Origin of the sequence: Niallia sp. FSL R7-0271 (genome assembly GCF_038005785.1) — a bacterium.
In the GTDB taxonomy this organism is placed as follows: domain Bacteria; phylum Bacillota; class Bacilli; order Bacillales; family Cytobacillaceae; genus Niallia.
The window spans coordinates 1,955,651-1,971,890 of the sequence record NZ_JBBOTZ010000001.1 but is presented as its reverse complement, the minus strand read 5'-3'; the positions used below and the strand labels follow the sequence as shown (position 1 = coordinate 1,971,890).

General features: G+C 38.5%; 18 protein-coding genes. 4 read left to right on the top strand and 14 right to left on the bottom strand.

What is annotated here, in order from left to right:
• Positions 1–9: 9 nt before the first annotated feature.
• From MKX82_RS10115 to MKX82_RS10080, 8 genes are all read right to left on the bottom strand, one after another.
• Entirely contained in the window at positions 10–783 is a 774-nt protein-coding gene (locus MKX82_RS10115; RefSeq protein ID WP_396953809.1) for a carbohydrate ABC transporter permease, read from the bottom strand.
• A 128-nt stretch (positions 784–911) separates the two neighbouring features.
• Positions 912–1,811, bottom strand: a complete 900-nt coding sequence (locus MKX82_RS10110) for a carbohydrate ABC transporter permease (RefSeq protein WP_233313834.1) — start codon at positions 1,809–1,811, stop codon at positions 912–914.
• A gap of 66 nt (positions 1,812–1,877) precedes the next feature.
• The gene (locus MKX82_RS10105; RefSeq protein WP_233313835.1) at positions 1,878–3,167 is read right to left on the bottom strand and encodes an ABC transporter substrate-binding protein; all 1,290 of its coding nucleotides are present in this window, start codon (positions 3,165–3,167) and stop codon (positions 1,878–1,880) included.
• Positions 3,168–3,282: 115 nt separating this feature from the next.
• Positions 3,283–4,833, bottom strand: a complete 1,551-nt coding sequence (locus MKX82_RS10100; RefSeq protein WP_341076865.1) for a response regulator — start codon at positions 4,831–4,833, stop codon at positions 3,283–3,285.
• A complete protein-coding gene (locus tag MKX82_RS10095; protein ID WP_341076863.1) occupies positions 4,830–6,596 on the bottom strand; it encodes a sensor histidine kinase in 1,767 nt (588 codons plus the stop codon). Before MKX82_RS10095 ends, MKX82_RS10100 begins: the two co-directional genes overlap by 4 nt.
• Positions 6,597–6,630: 34 nt before the next feature.
• On the bottom strand, positions 6,631–7,263 hold the full coding sequence (locus MKX82_RS10090) for a YesL family protein (protein ID WP_341076861.1): 633 nt from the start codon (positions 7,261–7,263) through the stop codon (positions 6,631–6,633).
• A 318-nt stretch (positions 7,264–7,581) separates the two neighbouring features.
• Positions 7,582–8,538 (bottom strand): magnesium/cobalt transporter CorA, encoded by a 957-nt coding sequence (gene corA / locus MKX82_RS10085; protein ID WP_233313838.1) that lies wholly within the window; start codon positions 8,536–8,538, stop codon positions 7,582–7,584.
• A gap of 113 nt (positions 8,539–8,651) precedes the next feature.
• Positions 8,652–9,308, bottom strand: coding sequence for a M50 family metallopeptidase (locus MKX82_RS10080; RefSeq protein WP_341076855.1), 657 nt, complete (start codon positions 9,306–9,308; stop codon positions 8,652–8,654).
• Positions 9,309–9,468: 160 nt separating this feature from the next.
• On the opposite strand from MKX82_RS10080, the gene MKX82_RS10075 reads away from it, so the two are divergent.
• Positions 9,469–10,158 (top strand): DUF1796 family putative cysteine peptidase, encoded by a 690-nt coding sequence (locus tag MKX82_RS10075; protein ID WP_237941431.1) that lies wholly within the window; start codon positions 9,469–9,471, stop codon positions 10,156–10,158.
• Positions 10,159–10,215: 57 nt separating this feature from the next.
• Here MKX82_RS10075 and MKX82_RS10070 read toward each other — a convergent pair whose 3' ends face one another.
• The 5 genes from MKX82_RS10070 to MKX82_RS10050 form a co-directional block, all read right to left on the bottom strand.
• Positions 10,216–10,695: a CBO0543 family protein gene (locus tag MKX82_RS10070; RefSeq protein WP_237941430.1), complete on the bottom strand. Its 480-nt coding sequence runs from the start codon at positions 10,693–10,695 to the stop codon at positions 10,216–10,218.
• Positions 10,696–10,701: 6 nt separating this feature from the next.
• Positions 10,702–11,172 carry a CBO0543 family protein gene (locus MKX82_RS10065; protein WP_282581433.1) on the bottom strand — a complete coding sequence of 157 codons (471 nt, stop codon included), beginning with the start codon at positions 11,170–11,172 and terminating at the stop codon, positions 10,702–10,704.
• A gap of 118 nt (positions 11,173–11,290) precedes the next feature.
• Entirely contained in the window at positions 11,291–11,992 is a 702-nt protein-coding gene (locus MKX82_RS10060; protein ID WP_233313843.1) for an N-acetylmuramoyl-L-alanine amidase, read from the bottom strand.
• A 286-nt stretch (positions 11,993–12,278) separates the two neighbouring features.
• The gene (locus MKX82_RS10055) at positions 12,279–12,788 is read right to left on the bottom strand and encodes a hypothetical protein (RefSeq protein ID WP_233313844.1); all 510 of its coding nucleotides are present in this window, start codon (positions 12,786–12,788) and stop codon (positions 12,279–12,281) included.
• On the bottom strand, positions 12,785–13,258 hold the full coding sequence (locus tag MKX82_RS10050; protein WP_341076849.1) for a hypothetical protein: 474 nt from the start codon (positions 13,256–13,258) through the stop codon (positions 12,785–12,787). Before MKX82_RS10050 ends, MKX82_RS10055 begins: the two co-directional genes overlap by 4 nt.
• Positions 13,259–13,418: 160 nt before the next feature.
• Between MKX82_RS10050 and MKX82_RS10045 the strand changes: the two genes are divergently transcribed.
• The 3 genes from MKX82_RS10045 to MKX82_RS10035 all read left to right on the top strand — a co-directional run bounded on the left by MKX82_RS10045 (position 13,419) and on the right by MKX82_RS10035 (position 15,870).
• Entirely contained in the window at positions 13,419–14,678 is a 1,260-nt protein-coding gene (locus MKX82_RS10045) for a glycoside hydrolase domain-containing protein (protein WP_341076846.1), read from the top strand.
• A 435-nt stretch (positions 14,679–15,113) separates the two neighbouring features.
• The gene (locus MKX82_RS10040; RefSeq protein ID WP_233313847.1) at positions 15,114–15,398 is read left to right on the top strand and encodes a hypothetical protein; all 285 of its coding nucleotides are present in this window, start codon (positions 15,114–15,116) and stop codon (positions 15,396–15,398) included.
• 115 nt (positions 15,399–15,513) lie between these two features.
• Positions 15,514–15,870 carry a hypothetical protein gene (locus MKX82_RS10035; protein WP_233313848.1) on the top strand — a complete coding sequence of 119 codons (357 nt, stop codon included), beginning with the start codon at positions 15,514–15,516 and terminating at the stop codon, positions 15,868–15,870.
• A 10-nt stretch (positions 15,871–15,880) separates the two neighbouring features.
• On the opposite strand, the gene MKX82_RS10030 is transcribed toward MKX82_RS10035, so the two are convergent.
• Positions 15,881–16,198 carry a Parvovirus coat protein VP1-like protein gene (locus MKX82_RS10030; RefSeq protein WP_233313849.1) on the bottom strand — a complete coding sequence of 106 codons (318 nt, stop codon included), beginning with the start codon at positions 16,196–16,198 and terminating at the stop codon, positions 15,881–15,883.
• Positions 16,199–16,240: the final 42 nt, after the last annotated feature.

Sequence of the window (16,240 nt, the reverse complement as noted above, 5' to 3'; positions counted from 1 at the left end):
CTCCTTCCATTATTTCAATCCGCTTGTGCTGATACCTTCAACAATATACTTTTGGAACAAGAAGAAAATAAGTACTACAGGCAGCAGGGACACAACACTCATAGCAAACATTCCGCCCCAGTTGGAGGCTGTTTCCGAATCTAGGAAAAGCTTTAAGGCAAGTGACACAGGATATTTCTCTGGACTGTTTAAATACAGAACAGGATTGATTAAGTCTTCCCATTTCCAGTAAAAAGAGAAGATACCTGCAGTCGCCAGAGCTGGTGTGATTAACGGCAAAATAATGCGGTAGAAAATGCTGAATCTTCCGCAGCCATCGATTCTTGCAGCTTCATCAAGCTCCATCGGGATATTGCGGATAAACTGGACCATTAAGAAGATAAAGAATGCATGCCCGAAATACTGAGGAACAACAATCGGCTTAATAGAATTGAGCCAGCCTAACTTCGCAAAAATAATATATTGCGGAATCATGATAATTTCGTGTGGAAGCATCATCGTTACCATCATGCAAGCAAACCAAAATGCCTTCCATTTAAATTGAATTCTGGCAAAACCGTAGGCTATCAATGCGGATGATGCAACCGCTCCAATTGTAGATAATACAACAATCACAAGGGAGTTTTTAATAAATACGCCAAAAGACTGTCCGGCAATCCCTTCCCAACCTGCTGCGTAATTGCTTAAAATAAACGGTTTTGGTATCAGAGAATGGGCGGTGATGAACACTTGTGAGCTTTCTTTAAAGGAGCTCATTAACAGCCAGATAATCGGATATAGCATCACCAAGGCGAATCCGCCTGTTACAAGATGGTAAATCCACTTTTTTGCCTTCAAACGAGGATTTTTATATGATACACCCGTATTTGGCATTAGCGGGCCTGTATCTTTAGTGGCGGTTTTCATGTAAATCAATCCTCCTTCGATTCGTAATGAACCCAAAATTTAGACGTTTTGAATAAGATCAGCGTCAAAATACCGACAATAACGAGAAGCACCCATGCCATGGCAGAGGCATAGCCCATCTGGAAGAAATTGAACGCTTTTTGGAATATATACAGGGAATACAGAAGCGTGCCATCAAGCGGTCCGCCTTCCCCTTTTGTGATAATATACGCTGGGGTGAATGTCATAAAGGCTGAAATAGTCTGCATTACTAGGTTAAAGAATATTATCGGACTTAACAGCGGCAAGGTGATTTTAAAGAAAACTTGAAATCTGTTGGCGCCGTCAACATTCGCTGCTTCATGGTAGGAAGGCGGTATGTTTTTCAAGCCTGCCAAAAATATCAGCATGGATGAGCCGAATTGCCAGATCGCAAGAAAAATCAATGTCCATAACGCTTTAGTCGGATCTTGATACCAAAGGATTTTTTTATCGATTCCAAAGAAAAACAACAAGGCATTCAATGTACCTTCATTGCCGAAAATATTTCTCCACATGATTGCTACAGCAACGCTTCCGCCAATGATGGAAGGCAAGTAGAACAATGTTCGGTACAGACCGACTGCTCTGGATGCTTTATTCAAAAGCATTGCCACAATTAACGCGAATATCAGTCTGAGCGGTACTCCTGCAAACACATACGTAAAGGTTACCTTCAACGATTGCCAAAACTTATCATCACCTGTGAACATTTCCTTGAAATTATCGAGACCAACCCACACAGGGGTGGAAAATAAATCGTAGCTTGTAAAGGATAAGTACAAGGAAACGGCCATTGGGATGATGGTAAATGCCATAAAACCGATGATGAATGGGGATATAAATGCATAGCCTGCTAAATTTTCACTTAACTGCCGCTTTTTCATGCCGTTCAACTCCTCTGCGGGCCTTTAAGAAACTAAAAGGAGGAAAAGCTTTCCTCCTTTCTAGTTTTACTTGTTTCTGCCCAAAATTTCTTCAGCTTGTGCTCGGAACGTTTTTGCGCCTTCTTCTGGTGTAATTTTCTTAAACAGAATTTGTTCTGAAACATCCTTCAATGCTTTCATTACTTCCGCACTTCCAAGTGGATCAGGAGGATCTGCCTGGCTTGCATTCTGTGAAGCTCTTTCTACATATTCGAAGATTTTCGTTTCTTCTTCTGTTAATTCAGGCTTGATGGCTTCAATAACCTTAGAAGAAACTGGAACACCTCTGTCGCCTTTAATCAATTTGTTTGCCTCTACATCGTTTACAAAGAAATCAATGAATTTCGCAGCTTCTTTTTTATGCTCAGAGCTTTTTGGAACAGAGAAATACATACTTGGCTTTAAGAATAAAGCTGTTTCTGCTGATTGCTCTGGCGGAAGATTAAGAGTAAGCGGAGAGTCTGTCAATTGAGCAAACCCTAAATATTGGTTAGACCAGTTCCAAGTCATCGCAGCATTGCCTTTTACGATAAAGTCATCCTCAAGTCCTTTAACCTGTGCTTGAACATCAGGTGTTGGGAATGCGTTATTAGCAAGGAGCTCAAGCTGTAAGTTAAAGTAATCTACAAATAACTTGTCATCTGTATAAGCTAATCCGTTGCCTTCTTGGTTATAGAAGCGCTCACCCTGTGTTCTTAAATAGTAAGGGAAAAATACGTCTGCCGGGTTCATCCCGTTCGTACCGTACTTGTCTGTTGATTTTTGAACATCTGTTGCCATCTGCACGAAGTCTTCCCAAGTCCAATTTTCATCATTCAGGTCAACACCAGAGCTTTTAAGCATGTCATCATTTGTAATAACAGACAGAACATTGGAGCCTAAATTAAAACCGTACATGCTATCGCCGATTTTACCGCCTGATAAAGTATTTTCATCAATCGAGCTCACATCAATGCTTCCATCCTCCGTATATTTTGTTAAGTCTTCCAGCTGGCCTTTTTCCCCGTATTGGGAAAGATAGGCTGTATCCATCTGAATAATGTCAGGAAGCTGGTTGGCAGCTGCCATAGGTGCTAGCTTCTTCCAATAATCATCAAAGTTGGCGAACTCTGCTTCAATTTCAACATTCGGATTTGCCTTCTCATACATTTCAATTACCTTCATTGTGTAATCATGCCTTGGCTGTCCGCCCCACCATGCTACACGCAAAGTAATTTTTTCATCTTTGCCTCCTGAAGTCTCTTTGCCGCTAGAACTGCAGGCTGCTAAAGAAAAAAGTAAAAGAAAACTTAAAGTGATAAGGCCTAGCTTTTTCATATATTGCCCTCCTTTATTGAAAGTGCTTACATCCTTAATTTAATGCATTTTTACTTTCTCTGTAATGGAAAAAACAGATATGAATGTGCAAAAAACAGATATAAATAAAACGCTTTCAAACAAGGTTTTGAGCTTTGCGATAATCTGACGGTGTATAACCGGTATACTTTTTAAACACTTGGCTGAAATATTGCGGATTATCCCCAAACCCTATCATATCTGCCAATGTCACCATTTTGACATCATCATTTTCCGTTATATATGCGATTGCTTTTTCAATTCTCCATTTCGTCAAATAAGCAGAAAAGCGCTCCCCTGTTTCTTGTTTAAATAATTTTCCAAGATAGTCAGGGTTCATATACAGCATCTCATTTGCGACCAGCTTTAAGGATAGATCTGGATTGGAAAAATGGGTTTCAATTATATCAATCACCTTGCTGATTACAGATGATTGCTTTGTCACAAGCCGCGCACTATATATTTCCGACAGCTGTGCTGCACAATCCTTCAGATAATCCTTCATCTGCTGAACAGTCTCCATTGCCAGCAATTCTGTTGTACCAGTATGCAAGTCTAGCTCTTCGTCTTTATCGGCTTTAATTATTTCCTTATAAAGCTGAATACAATGAGATTTTGTCCGGTGGATGCCAAGCCGTTGATTCGCCATAGTGGCAAACAGACTGTCAAGCACACCTAGTGCCTCCTCTTTGTTTCCAGACTTGATTCTTAAAGTTATTTCCTGCTCATCCAAGGAAAACGGTTCGCTACATGTTTGATTTCTAACAGGTGTAATATTGGCAGCTGTAATCAGCTTGCCTGTGCCGATATAGAATTTATGTCCGATAAATTCACAAGTTTGCTTATACAGTTTCTTTATTTCTTTGAGAACGCCAGATTCGCTTAATGCAGCAGTTGTTTGCACATTGTATTTCGAAGAAAACTGGGACTGTATGTCTGTCACAAGATGTATAACATCCTGCCTTGCTTCCACTACAATGATGGCCTGTTTCCCGATAACTGTTGACAGCACAAGTTCAGGCACAAGCTCCGCAGCCATTTCTGCAAGGTAGGTTAAATATTCATTAGAATCCTCGCCCTCCACTTCCAAAAGAGCAAGCATGACTTGCTTATGTCTGTCTTTTATGTCAAATAAGTGTTCATACCGCGTAAAATCACGATTAATCTCTTTGCCTGCAAAAAGCTCTGTTAACAGCTGTGCCTTCATATATAGCTGAATTTTCTCTAAATTCTCTTCGAGAAGGAGGAATTTTTTATTCTGCTGTTTTTTTGCCTCCAACTCCTTAATGATGTCTTGCAAGGCAGCAGTGATTTTCTCTTCATTGCAAGGTTTGAGCAAGTAGTTTTTGACACCATATTGCATTGCCTGTCTTGCATATTCAAATTCTCCAAAGCCTGACAAGAGAATAAAGCTTGTAGCAGGAAACTCTTCATACACTTTTTTAGCTAAGGCAATACCATCCATTCCTGGCATCTTTATATCACTGATTACGATATCCGGTTGATGTAAGACAATTTTTTCATACGCATCGACGCCATTTCGCGCCGTAGCCACAAGCTCTGTATGGAGCATGCTCCAGTTGATGACGCTTGAAATTCCTTCCACGATAATTCTTTCATCATCAGCCAGCAATACTTTATAGGTCATCTGATACCACCCCTTTGAATTGGTAAAATGACTGTTACAGCTGTGCCTTTTCCAGCGAGATTCTCAATTTCTAAACCATATTGCTCACCAAAACCGAGCTTTATGCGCTGATCAATATTATTTAGGCCAATCCCGGTTCCTTTTGGTTTAATAATGCCTTTTTTTATGTATAGTAGTGTATTTGGATCAATACCAGGTCCGTTATCCTCCACTCGGATATACAGTAATTGTTCAGTCTCTACTGCTGATAGTTTAATAGTAGAGACATCAAGAGCAGGCTCCACTGCGTGCTGAAAAGAATTTTCTAAAAGCGGCTGAAGTGTCAGTTTCGGGATATGATGGTGCAGCACAGAAGCAGGTATATCCATTTGAAAATTAAGCCGATCGGCAAACCGATAGTTTTGAATCGTCAAATAGCTTTGGACAATGTCCAGCTCCTTTTCCACTGTAATAATATCTTCATTAAAATTAATAGAATTACGCATGAGATGGCCAAGTGCTTCCACCATGCTGGAGATTTGCTGCTGCTTATTCGTTTTCGCCAGCCAGTTGACCGATTCTAACGTATTGTATAGAAAATGCGGATTAATTTGTGCTTGCAGTGCTTTGAACTCGGTTTCTTTGACTAACAGCTGTTTAGAGAAATTTTCCTTAATCAATTCATCAATACGCTGAACCATTGTCTTAAAATTTCGATATAGCGTTCCAACCTCATCCTCTGGCATTTCATCTACCTTAAGTGATTGCACAGCTAAAAAGTTACCTTTTTGCACCTCCTGCATGGTGGAGGCCAGCTCCTCGATCGGATTGGTAATTCTCTTTAAAAATCCAAAACCAATTGAAATCAGCAGGATAAATAAAAACGTGAATAATAGCACCATCGAGTATTTGACTGCTGTAATTTTGGAAAACATCGCATGAAAGGGGATGATATTCCAATATGTCCAGTCCTCAAAATTTGTGGCAATATGATTTACGAAATATCTTTCGCCGTTTATTTTCTCAATACCATAGCCTTGCCCCTTCTTTGTGATGAAATCAAAATCACCTAAATCATGGGTACCCTTTTGTGAGTAAAAAACTTGGCTGCTGTTAGAGATAACGATATTACCGCCGACCTCTCCTTGTGTAAGCGGCAGACCGGCAACGATTTTATCAAGGTTGACCCGAATCATCAGCTTGCCAATTCTGTCAAAGTTTAAATTCTCATACGAGCGCAGCAGGCGTACAGAAGTCAAAAATTCATCCACACCGTCTATTTCCATCCAATAATTTTTGCCTTCATACCTGTCAGCGCTGTACATAGCAATGCGCTTTTCCTTTTCGCCAAGCGGTTTAGAGCTTGAGCCCGCTAAGAATTCTCTCCCTGAAGAATCATAAAGATAGATAGAATGGATATACCTTTCCGAGCCGACGTAATTGGCTAACTCCTCCTCCAGCTTTTGCTCGAGCCGGTAAATATCATAGCCAGTAACCTCTCCCTGCAGCTCCAGCAAAGCTGATTGTATTTGCGGATCAACGGCAATATTAAAGCTTACCTCCTCGATGCGTTCCAGCTCTTCTTCAATGGTATTGGATGACATCATTAATACCTGTGATGATTTTGCATATATTTGTTCATCATATAGGCTGAAAGCATATTGGAGACAAATTAATACGAGCGCAAGAGTAACGACCATAAGAAGTGTGATGCGAATAAAGAGCTTTCCATTCAGTTTCGTATTTTGATAGATTGTGATGATTGATGCCCATGTTTTTCTCATAGAACGAAAGTACTCCTTTATTGTCTTATCTCCTTTACTGCAAGACTTGTTCCTCAGTTGTACCATTGTCCATGCTGCTAAATGCCTTCATAGCAAAAGCAGTGACAACCAATGCAAATAAGCTTCCACTGAAAAATATAATCACCGTTACGTGGATAAGACTGATTAAAATGGCACCAACTGCTCCTGCCAACATTCCAATCGTGTAAAATGGTCTAGAAAAGCCAATTAGAACTGCATACTTAAATGTTTTTGATAACGGAATATCATAGTGTACGTACACGGGAAACACCATTAAGAACACAATGGTAAAAATGAGCAGCAGAATCATAAAAATTAACGCAAAAACGGATGTTTCTTGGCCCATCCAGCCGAATATAACAAAATCAACATAAAAAACAGCCATTACCGTTAATAAAATCCAGCTTAATTTATTGGCGCGCCAGAATTCCCGCTTATATGCATGCATAAATGTGCGATAAACAGGTATATCCGTGTGCCCTTGCAGCCATTTTCGCGTGACCGTATACATAGCAACCGTTGATGGTCCAATTCCAAATACAATGAACCCGACAGCAGTAAAGAATGCCCATAATAAATTTAGATAGGCAAGCCTTGTCACCCATTCACAAAAACGATAGATACCATTTGTGACGAAATGATACATAGTAATCCCTCCATCATCCATCTTTTTTATTTAAGCGCTTTCATTCCTCCTTTTAGTTTAATGAATTATGACCGCCAAGAAGTGCAAAAAAACAGACATTCATGTTTAATAATCAGTGATTTGCTAACAGAAAGCCTGGCCGATTTACTTTGCTGTCTGCTATTATTATAAAGCACTTCTCCCAGTATTTGAAAGATACTAGCAAATAATAAGGAAATTCTACCATAAAATAGTTATCCTTTTTAAAACTAGAAGACTAGAAGCAAACATTTGTTTATAAAAAAAGATGCCTGCATCATCTATGCAGTGCATCGTTTTTTATTTGAACCATCCTTTTCGCTTAAACCAAAGGATCATGATGACCCCTAAAACAATCATAAAAGTTAGGGAAAACAAATAGCCATAGCGCCAAGACAGCTCAGGCATATGTTCAAAATTCATGCCGTATATCCCAGCGATAAAAGTAAGCGGCGAAAAAATCGAAGTGATGATTGTCAGCACTTTCATGACATTATTCGTCTGATGGGAATTAAGAGATAAATAGCTGTCTCTAATATCTGCTGTGATTTCACGGTTGGACATAACCATTTCCGACAGCTTAAGGAGATGGTCATATATATCGGAGAAATACTCCCTTCTCGCATTGATTCCCTTCAGATGATGGGAGTTGAGCATGCGATACAGCAAATCACGCATGGGATGGACAGTATGCCGTAAGTTTAAGAGGGAATATCTTGCATCAAAAAGCTCTTCCATTAAGGCATTCATTGATTTATTCTGGGTATTATCTTCTATTTTGTCTAAGTCATCCTCTAAACTATAGAGGAGAGGAAAATAGTTATCGACTATTTTATCAAGGATTTGATAAAACACATAATAGGTGTCCCATTTTTCTATTTTCTTGTGAGAAAGAAGGATTGTCCACACTTGAGATACTTCGATTGCAGGTGAAGAATGAAAGGTGACGATAAAATTATCTCCCACAAAAAAATCTAATTCCTCCTTCATGAGTTCACCCTCTTCTTTGCGAAGAATATGTGTTACATAGAAGGCATGATTGTCATAATAGTCAAGCTTCGGACGCTGGAGCCGGTGGACACAGTCCTCGACCGCCAGTGGGTGAAAATGAAAGACATCAATCAGTTTGGTAATTTCCTCTTCTGTCGGACCGTTAAAGTCGACCCAATACCATTTATATGCGGATATATTTAAGTCATTGATAGAAACATTCAGATCCAATCGATTATCTTCAGTAACGCCAATGATTTGAATCACCTAAAAACAGCCCCTTTTAGTCTAGCTTCCTTTTGCGTATCTTTCCCAACCATCCCTTTTCTTACTATAACATTCCCCCTTTATTACATAAAAAAACAGGCCGGTAGCCTGTTTTACTGGATGACAAAACTTACACCTAAATAGCCGAAATAAAGGGCCTGACCAAAAAATAAAATGCCCCAGATAAAGGCGGGAATGATTTTTGTCATCTTGGCAAGACTTGTAGCATCTCCTGCAGTCATCGGTTTTTTAAAGCTTAAATGAAGCACAATAAAGGCGCTTTTTATTGACTGTACAAAAATAATACATGTTAACAGCTGTAATGTATGTACTTTCAGTAACATGCTGCCGTAAACGGTCAGCCAAAGAAAAAAGCTGCTCGCACAAATAATCCACAAGAAACCATATAAATTGCGTATCCACAATACAAGTGCTGTTAAACAAATACCTGCATAAATGTACAGCAAGAGCTCAAATGCCCCAATTGTTATCAGCCAGATTGAAAAGAAGGAAAAGGCAGAAGCAAATAGATAGCCAGACAGTGTTGTTACAAACCTGCTGAACCAGTTGGCATGTGCGGTGAAAGCCAGTCCTTCAGTATTTGTGAATAAATGAATTTTTCGTACCTTTCCGCCACATATTATCGCCGCAAGCCCATGGCCGACTTCATGAATTAATGTTTGAATAACAGCAACATATCTTCCGAGCACGGGAATATGCAGAAAAATTACCGCCACAATTAGATATAATAAAAAGCTCGTTAAAGTCAAAGTCGTGTCCTCCTGTCATTTGATGCTTATATATTAAGGGAGAAATCTTAAAAAAGCCTAAACATTACATGCAACTATGTTAAAAAAAATGCCGTTTGTCCAAGCAATTACCTGTCACTCATCATTCAATATACTATAATGCCAGAGCAAAGGAATGATTATGGTGAATTTACAAGAAATAAAAGGCCCTTATGATTTAATGCTCGGAATCGGCAGCTGGTGTGGTCCTTCCTTGAATTTAAGAAGACATAATTTGCGCAGATTTGCCTTTCCCCTTGATTGGATGGTTTCCAACTCCGTAGCTGATGTGACAAGATTAATCAACAACCGCTTCCAAGGATTTATGGATTTTCCAAATCTCGTACTTACAGAAGGAACCTCCAGTTCCCTTGATGATGGAGTAGCTGTCATGCCAGCACAAGGCGGAACAGAACCAGTTAATGCCCATTTCATTTACGATACTGTATATAATATAACATCTGTGCATGATTTCCCAATCGTCCCTGGACAAGATTGGACTGTAACGTATCCAGCTTACAAGGAAAAGCTGCAAAAACGGATTGCTAATCTGTTTGAAAAGCTAGAATACAGCCCGAAAATTTTATTTGTGAGATGGGGTTTTGCTACCCAAGAAGAAGCGCTCGCCCTTCATGCTGCCCTCTCAACATTAGTAAAAGGGGATTTCAATTTACTGCTCATGCTGCCAGTAAACGGAATAAAAGGAATGCAGGAAATGTACTGGCCATATCCGGGAATATGCGCTGTTCAGGTGCCAATTGAAGAGCCGAATAATGATTCTATTTGGGACGAGGTCTATAACGGACTGTCATTGACAAATTTTTGGCCATAAGCACTAAAAGCCATACAGCACTCCGTGCTGAATGGCTTTTTTATCTCAGATAGCTGCTTATTCTTCTCGCATCAGCATTCCCTTTTCGAACCAAAATACAAATACTTTTAAGAGTGAGAGCATGATGATGCTTGATACAAATCCAAGTGCCCAATTCCAATGATGGTACTCGACAAGAGAAGTAGTTCTTTCTACAATAACACTGTAAGTTGGGGCAATCGTTCCAAACAGAAGAAAATAAAACAGAGTTTTTACATACCGGCCCTTTTTTGGATAATACAAGATAAACAGCATCCCGATCGTTGGAAAAAGCAAGTAATGAAGGGTAAAGCTTAATTTCGTCGCGTACGGAAATTCGCGATACGGAAATGCGACTAATTGCATTTTTATTTGTACAAATTCATAAAGCCATGCAATGGACTGGGAAAACAAGAATGTGATTTGTGCTACCCGTTTATTGCTATTACGTATGTTCAGAAAAATAATAATCGGTACAGCAGCCCATATAATCATTAATATCCAAAATTCTTTATGCATGGTGTCTCACCTTAATCCTCTTTTAAACCATTTGTAATACTTATGGCTCAAATATAATATGAGCATGACACTAAAATAACTCCAATACCATTGCCATTTATGATAATCCACCAACTTTGTAAATCTTTCGAGTATGAACTCTATGCAGGTAAAAAAGCCGGCAATCAACAAATAATAGAACAACTTAGGAATAACTCTTCTTGATGATGGATAATACAAATTAAACAAAATAGCTGTTATTGGAAACAAGAAGAATTCAAAATATAAACTTGATCTGTAATCATTATTATCATTAGGAAACAATTGCACCGGATATTCAATCCACTTCATTTCTACGACAAATAATCCAATCGGCCATGAAAAGAATTGAATAGACAAAAAAAGAATAAAAGCATCCCTTGCTTTCTCAGCTGGGATGAATCGCCATGCAATCACAAAGCTGATAATAAGTATGCCTGCTAAAATCAAGCGTTCCATCACCAAAAACAATCACCTCAAAAGGGTTAGGTATTCCCATATTATACCCAGTTGATAACATACTATGTGATTGCTTTTTATTAAGAAACCCTGCTTAACAGCAGGGTTTTCTTTTTTTTTATTTAATACGGATACTTTGACCAACCTTCAGTTCAGTCGCATTAACATTAGGATTAAGATTTTTTAATGTTCCATGCTTGATATTTAAACGTTCTTCTATATCCCAAAACGTGTCTCCTGCTTTAATTTTATACGTTGTGGAAGCGGCTTTTTTCTTTAAGTTAAAGGCTCGCTCAAGCCCTTTAACATGTCCTAATGCAACTGCATCAAGGAAGTCATCATTCTTTAAAAGGTTAGCATCCTTGCGAGTGTCGATGAATAAGCTTTCTGTCAAAATTGCAGCCATATCAGATTCTCTCAATACATGCAGATCGGATGCTTTTGTCCCCCTGTCGACTACATTATAAGATTCAAGTTCATCCATGATTGCATTATGAATGGCTGCATGAACCTTACCGGTTCTGCTTGAGATTGCAAGTGTGTTGTAGCGGTAATCTTCATAGCCTGTTCCGCCGCCAGCATTGATATGCACAGACAGAAAAAAGTCAGCATTCCAGCTGTTAGCAGCATCTGTCCGCTGATCAAGACTTAAAAATTTGTCTGTTGTGCGGCTCATTTTCACCTCAACATCTTCGTAGTCCTTCAACAAAGCTTGTATCTTTTTAGCAATCTTTAACGTTAAGTCCTTTTCCTGCAGCCCATTACCGACGGCACCAGGATCAGATCCGCCATGCCCTGGATCAATAAATATTTTTGTCATACTAACCATCTCCTTTTTAGAATTAGCGAGTATGGATCAGCACAGAAGAAAAGGCATTCATGTTTCCAAATAATAAAATAAGTAATATAGTTATAACGACTCTTTTCTTTTACCGATCGACTAATATTAATATATGATTATTTGAAATTTTTGTGAAAATTAGTGATGAAGGGCTTCTAGACAAGAAAAGAACAGTTGCTAACGGCATATTTACTGTTTAAATTATTGTTTTTATAAAAAAAAGATATCCAATTGGATATCTTCGAAAAGTTTAACAAACTACCCCCTATTCATTTTCCTTGCTTTTGCTTTTCTGCTCTTCCTTTTTTATATAAGCATAAATAAATGCGGTGACAGTTTGGATAATCAGAAAAACGGGAAGAGAATGGACAAGTTTATAGCCATTTTGCAAGGTGATAATATGCAGCAGGCTAAATACAAATTGTGCTCCAATACCAATACCTGCCCAAACGACAATATACAAAATGCTAAATAGACCCCGTATCCGCAGCACTTCATAGAAGTAATTAAAGCAATAACCGAACGGTACAAACAGCATATAGTACACAAAGTCAAACAGCTCATAATGATTAATATCATTCACTCTATAATAATCAAGCCGGCCGCCACCGATGGTGAAATCGAACACCACCCCGATTGTGAACCCCCAAACAATACTTAATATAGTCAGTTCTGTTGACAGCACCTTTGGCAAGATAACCATAATCGCGTATGTGACTCCGACGAAAATCAGCAAAGCAATTTCATTCATATCAAATGTTCCGATTAATTTCATACCGTTTTACCTTCTTTTTGAATAATGGACTGGTAGAAATAATGAATTACTAAAGCACCGCAAAAATAAAGGACAAAATAAATATAATCAAGACTTAGATTCCACTGCTTTGTTTCAATCAAATTACCTGCGAGTGCCAACAAAATTAAAGCGAATAAACACAGCGCTCCTCCTAATGTAACGAAAATGGTTTTTAATCTAGTCGTTTTTGTCAGGATGATGTTTATATAAATAATTGCCGCTACTGGTGTAATTATCGTCCGAAACAACAAAAAAGCCGTATATGCTTGTGTTGTATCCGCAATTTTCACTAAAACAAGCTCCTCGTAAATAATCCAATTCCAATGGATGCTGACAACAAGCATGATTAGAAAAATAATCATATTTTCCCCTTTTGATATCACCTTTTTTTGCAGATAAAAGATGGCCGTAATTAGCCATGCAAAAAAGAAAAAAATAGAAAACAGCATTTTTTTCACCTACTAGATATTTTTTTTAGCTTCCCCCTTTCGCTTTATCCTATACGAGAGGCTTTGTGAATAATCGATAACTTACTTCCTGGACAAGCCCGAACAAATGGTTGTAATTCAACATATTGTAGTTAAGAGGGATAAAGGAAGGTGTGATACGATGAATTGGAAAAGATATTTAATCATTACAGCTTCAGCTTTATTGATTTTGTTAATGGGCATCGGTGCATTTATATATGAAAATTCTAATAGTGCTGCAGTGGCTGATAGCTCTGAAACAAAGGCTAATAATAGCTCTGCAACTGAGTCAGAGCAACAAAACGAAGCAGAAAGCAGCTCTAGTCTTTCAGTTTCTAATAATATTGAAAACAATGTAAGCGGCCAAGCTAAAGCGGAAATTGAGAGTTCGATTCAGAATGAAGTGGAAAATAAAGACGCAAATATTAAAAACAATATAACTAACTCTATCAGCGATGAAGCAGAAGTGAAACTGACAAATAAACTGGAGAGTCTCTTAAACGGCAGCTTAACAGCTACTTTAAATAATACAATCAACAATGAGGTAAACAGTACTGGGCCAACAACCATTGAAAATAATCTGATAAACAATATTCAGCTTCAAGTTAATGTCGAAGTTACAAATGGTATTACAACGTCAGGCAAAGAGACAAACGCAGAAAACGACAGCAAGGAGAATAACGATAACGAAAATGCAGGAAGCGAGGAAGAATCAGCTAATAATAATGCAAGTTCTTCAAAGGAAAAACCTGCCTATATTTGGGGCATAGACTCTGCCAGTGCATCTACAGATGAATTCTATGCTTGTGTGAATGAGAACTTCGGTAATCCTAAAGTGGTAGCCCGCTATTTGGGCCACAATGAAGGTGTTTCTGCTGGTTTAACAAATGAGCAAATCGACTTAATTCATGAAAAGGATGCAGACGTTTTGCTTATACACAACGGCTTTACTGATGCAACAGGATATGATAATGGAGTCAATGAAGCGAAGGAAGCGATTGATCTTGCAAATGAATTAGGAACACCAGATGGAGTAGCAATATTTGCAGATATTGAACCGACTTACCCAGTCGATGCTGCCTTTATTGAAGGGTGGTATGATGAAATAACTGCTTCTAATTTCGAGCCAGCCATATATGGCGTGTTTGACAATGGCAGTGATTTAGTAGATTCCTTCAACGAAGCTGCTCAAAATAAACAAGAAGTAAAGGATGATACCTTTATTTGGTCAGCATCGCCAAGCATCGGTATCACCACAGAACAAGAAGCACCTGATTTTGATGTCGACGCACCTGAAGGATCGTTGGCATACGGCTGGCAGTATGGAATAAATGCTGAAACCTGTAATATTGACACAAACCTGTTTGACAGCAAATTAACAGAAGTATTGTGGAGCGCATAATCAAATACTGGTATGTTACAGGACTTACTTACCTGTAACATACCAATTTTTCATGGAATTATATAGACTATTTTACCTAATTATTATAAGCTACGATAGATACAGCATATAGTGAGTACTTCCAACAGCTAGCTTTAGCTGCTAAAAATTTTTGGCCATTTCTAAAAAAAGGCACTCAAGAGGATATCTTGATCCATCTAAAACGAGCACGCAAAACAAAAGCAGCTCAAGCCGTATGTTGCACTAGATGAAAAAAATAAAAAGTCTTCTCAGAAGGTGTGCGTTCCACCCATCAAGCCTATCAACAAATCGTAATCATACTAGAGTCTTAAGGCATGTTAGGGCTGTTTGAAACACGAGCCTTTTGAATGATGTGAAACACCGCGCTCCTTCCTATAATGAGGAGTAATAGACATAAAAACACAGGGGGGAAATATGAAAATTTATTTGGTCATTTTACAAGTTATTTATTTACTATGTCTCATACCTTGGCTGCCGATATGGGGACTTTCTTTTATGAGCTTTGATGGAGGATTCAGCTTTTATAATATTCTATTTGTCTTAATTGTCAGCTTGTATCCAGTTGCCTTTATTGTCTGTACGATTCTTTCGTGGATATTCAGAAACAAACGAAAAAAAACTGCCATTATTATTAACTTAATTCCTATTATTTGGGTCGCAGCATTTGCTTTCGTTTTATTTACATTTAATTTTTCTTAAAAAAGGGCTATGAAAGGCCCTTTTTTTGTTTCCGCTTTAAACTGCTTGCTGCAAGGATAACAGTAATTTATAGCGTGCATACTATCCTTACTACTATTATTTTTGGAGGCAGACAATGAGTAATATTTTAGGAACTATGTTCGCTAAAGCTAAAAATACATTGACGCAGACAGCAGAAACGGTACGCAACAGCATGCTTGCAAACAAAGAAGGTGCAACTATATCTGTCATCGGCTTAGCAGACTATATTGAAACACATCAAGATACAAAAAAAGCCACTCAATTCTTATTAGGAGATTTTTATCATTTCTATGTTTTAGAGGCAGAGGGAATACATTATTATTTAGAGAAAAAAAGTGACTATATTCTTCAGTTGGATGCTTCGATGGATGACCAAATCCTTGTTGCTTATCGCTCTTACCGGGATAAGCAGCATTTACAGGAAATGTTTTCTTTTCCAATCCAAAAATAACACAACGCCTTTATCTTCGGCGTTGTGTCCGTCTTGGCTTTGCACAATTCAAATCAGTGCGCAGTTTCATGAAGCCAGAGATAAGTCTGGCAGTGCTTCCTTCGTGTGTTCTTTCATTCGTTTTTCTTTGCACGCATTCAATTAACAGCTCGTCACATCTGCAGCTTGAGCCGTATCTTGCTACACAATCATCATGTTTTTTACAGCATGAATCTACGTAGTTGATTGGCGCTCCTGGGCCGCTGCAGCCTGGGCCACAGTATCGATAACCGCCTGGCAGGCAAAATCCCCTGCTCCTTTTATTTCTTTTCATCTTTTCACCTTCCATAATAAAGCTTCCTCCTAGCATTTTATGGAATGGAACGAAAAC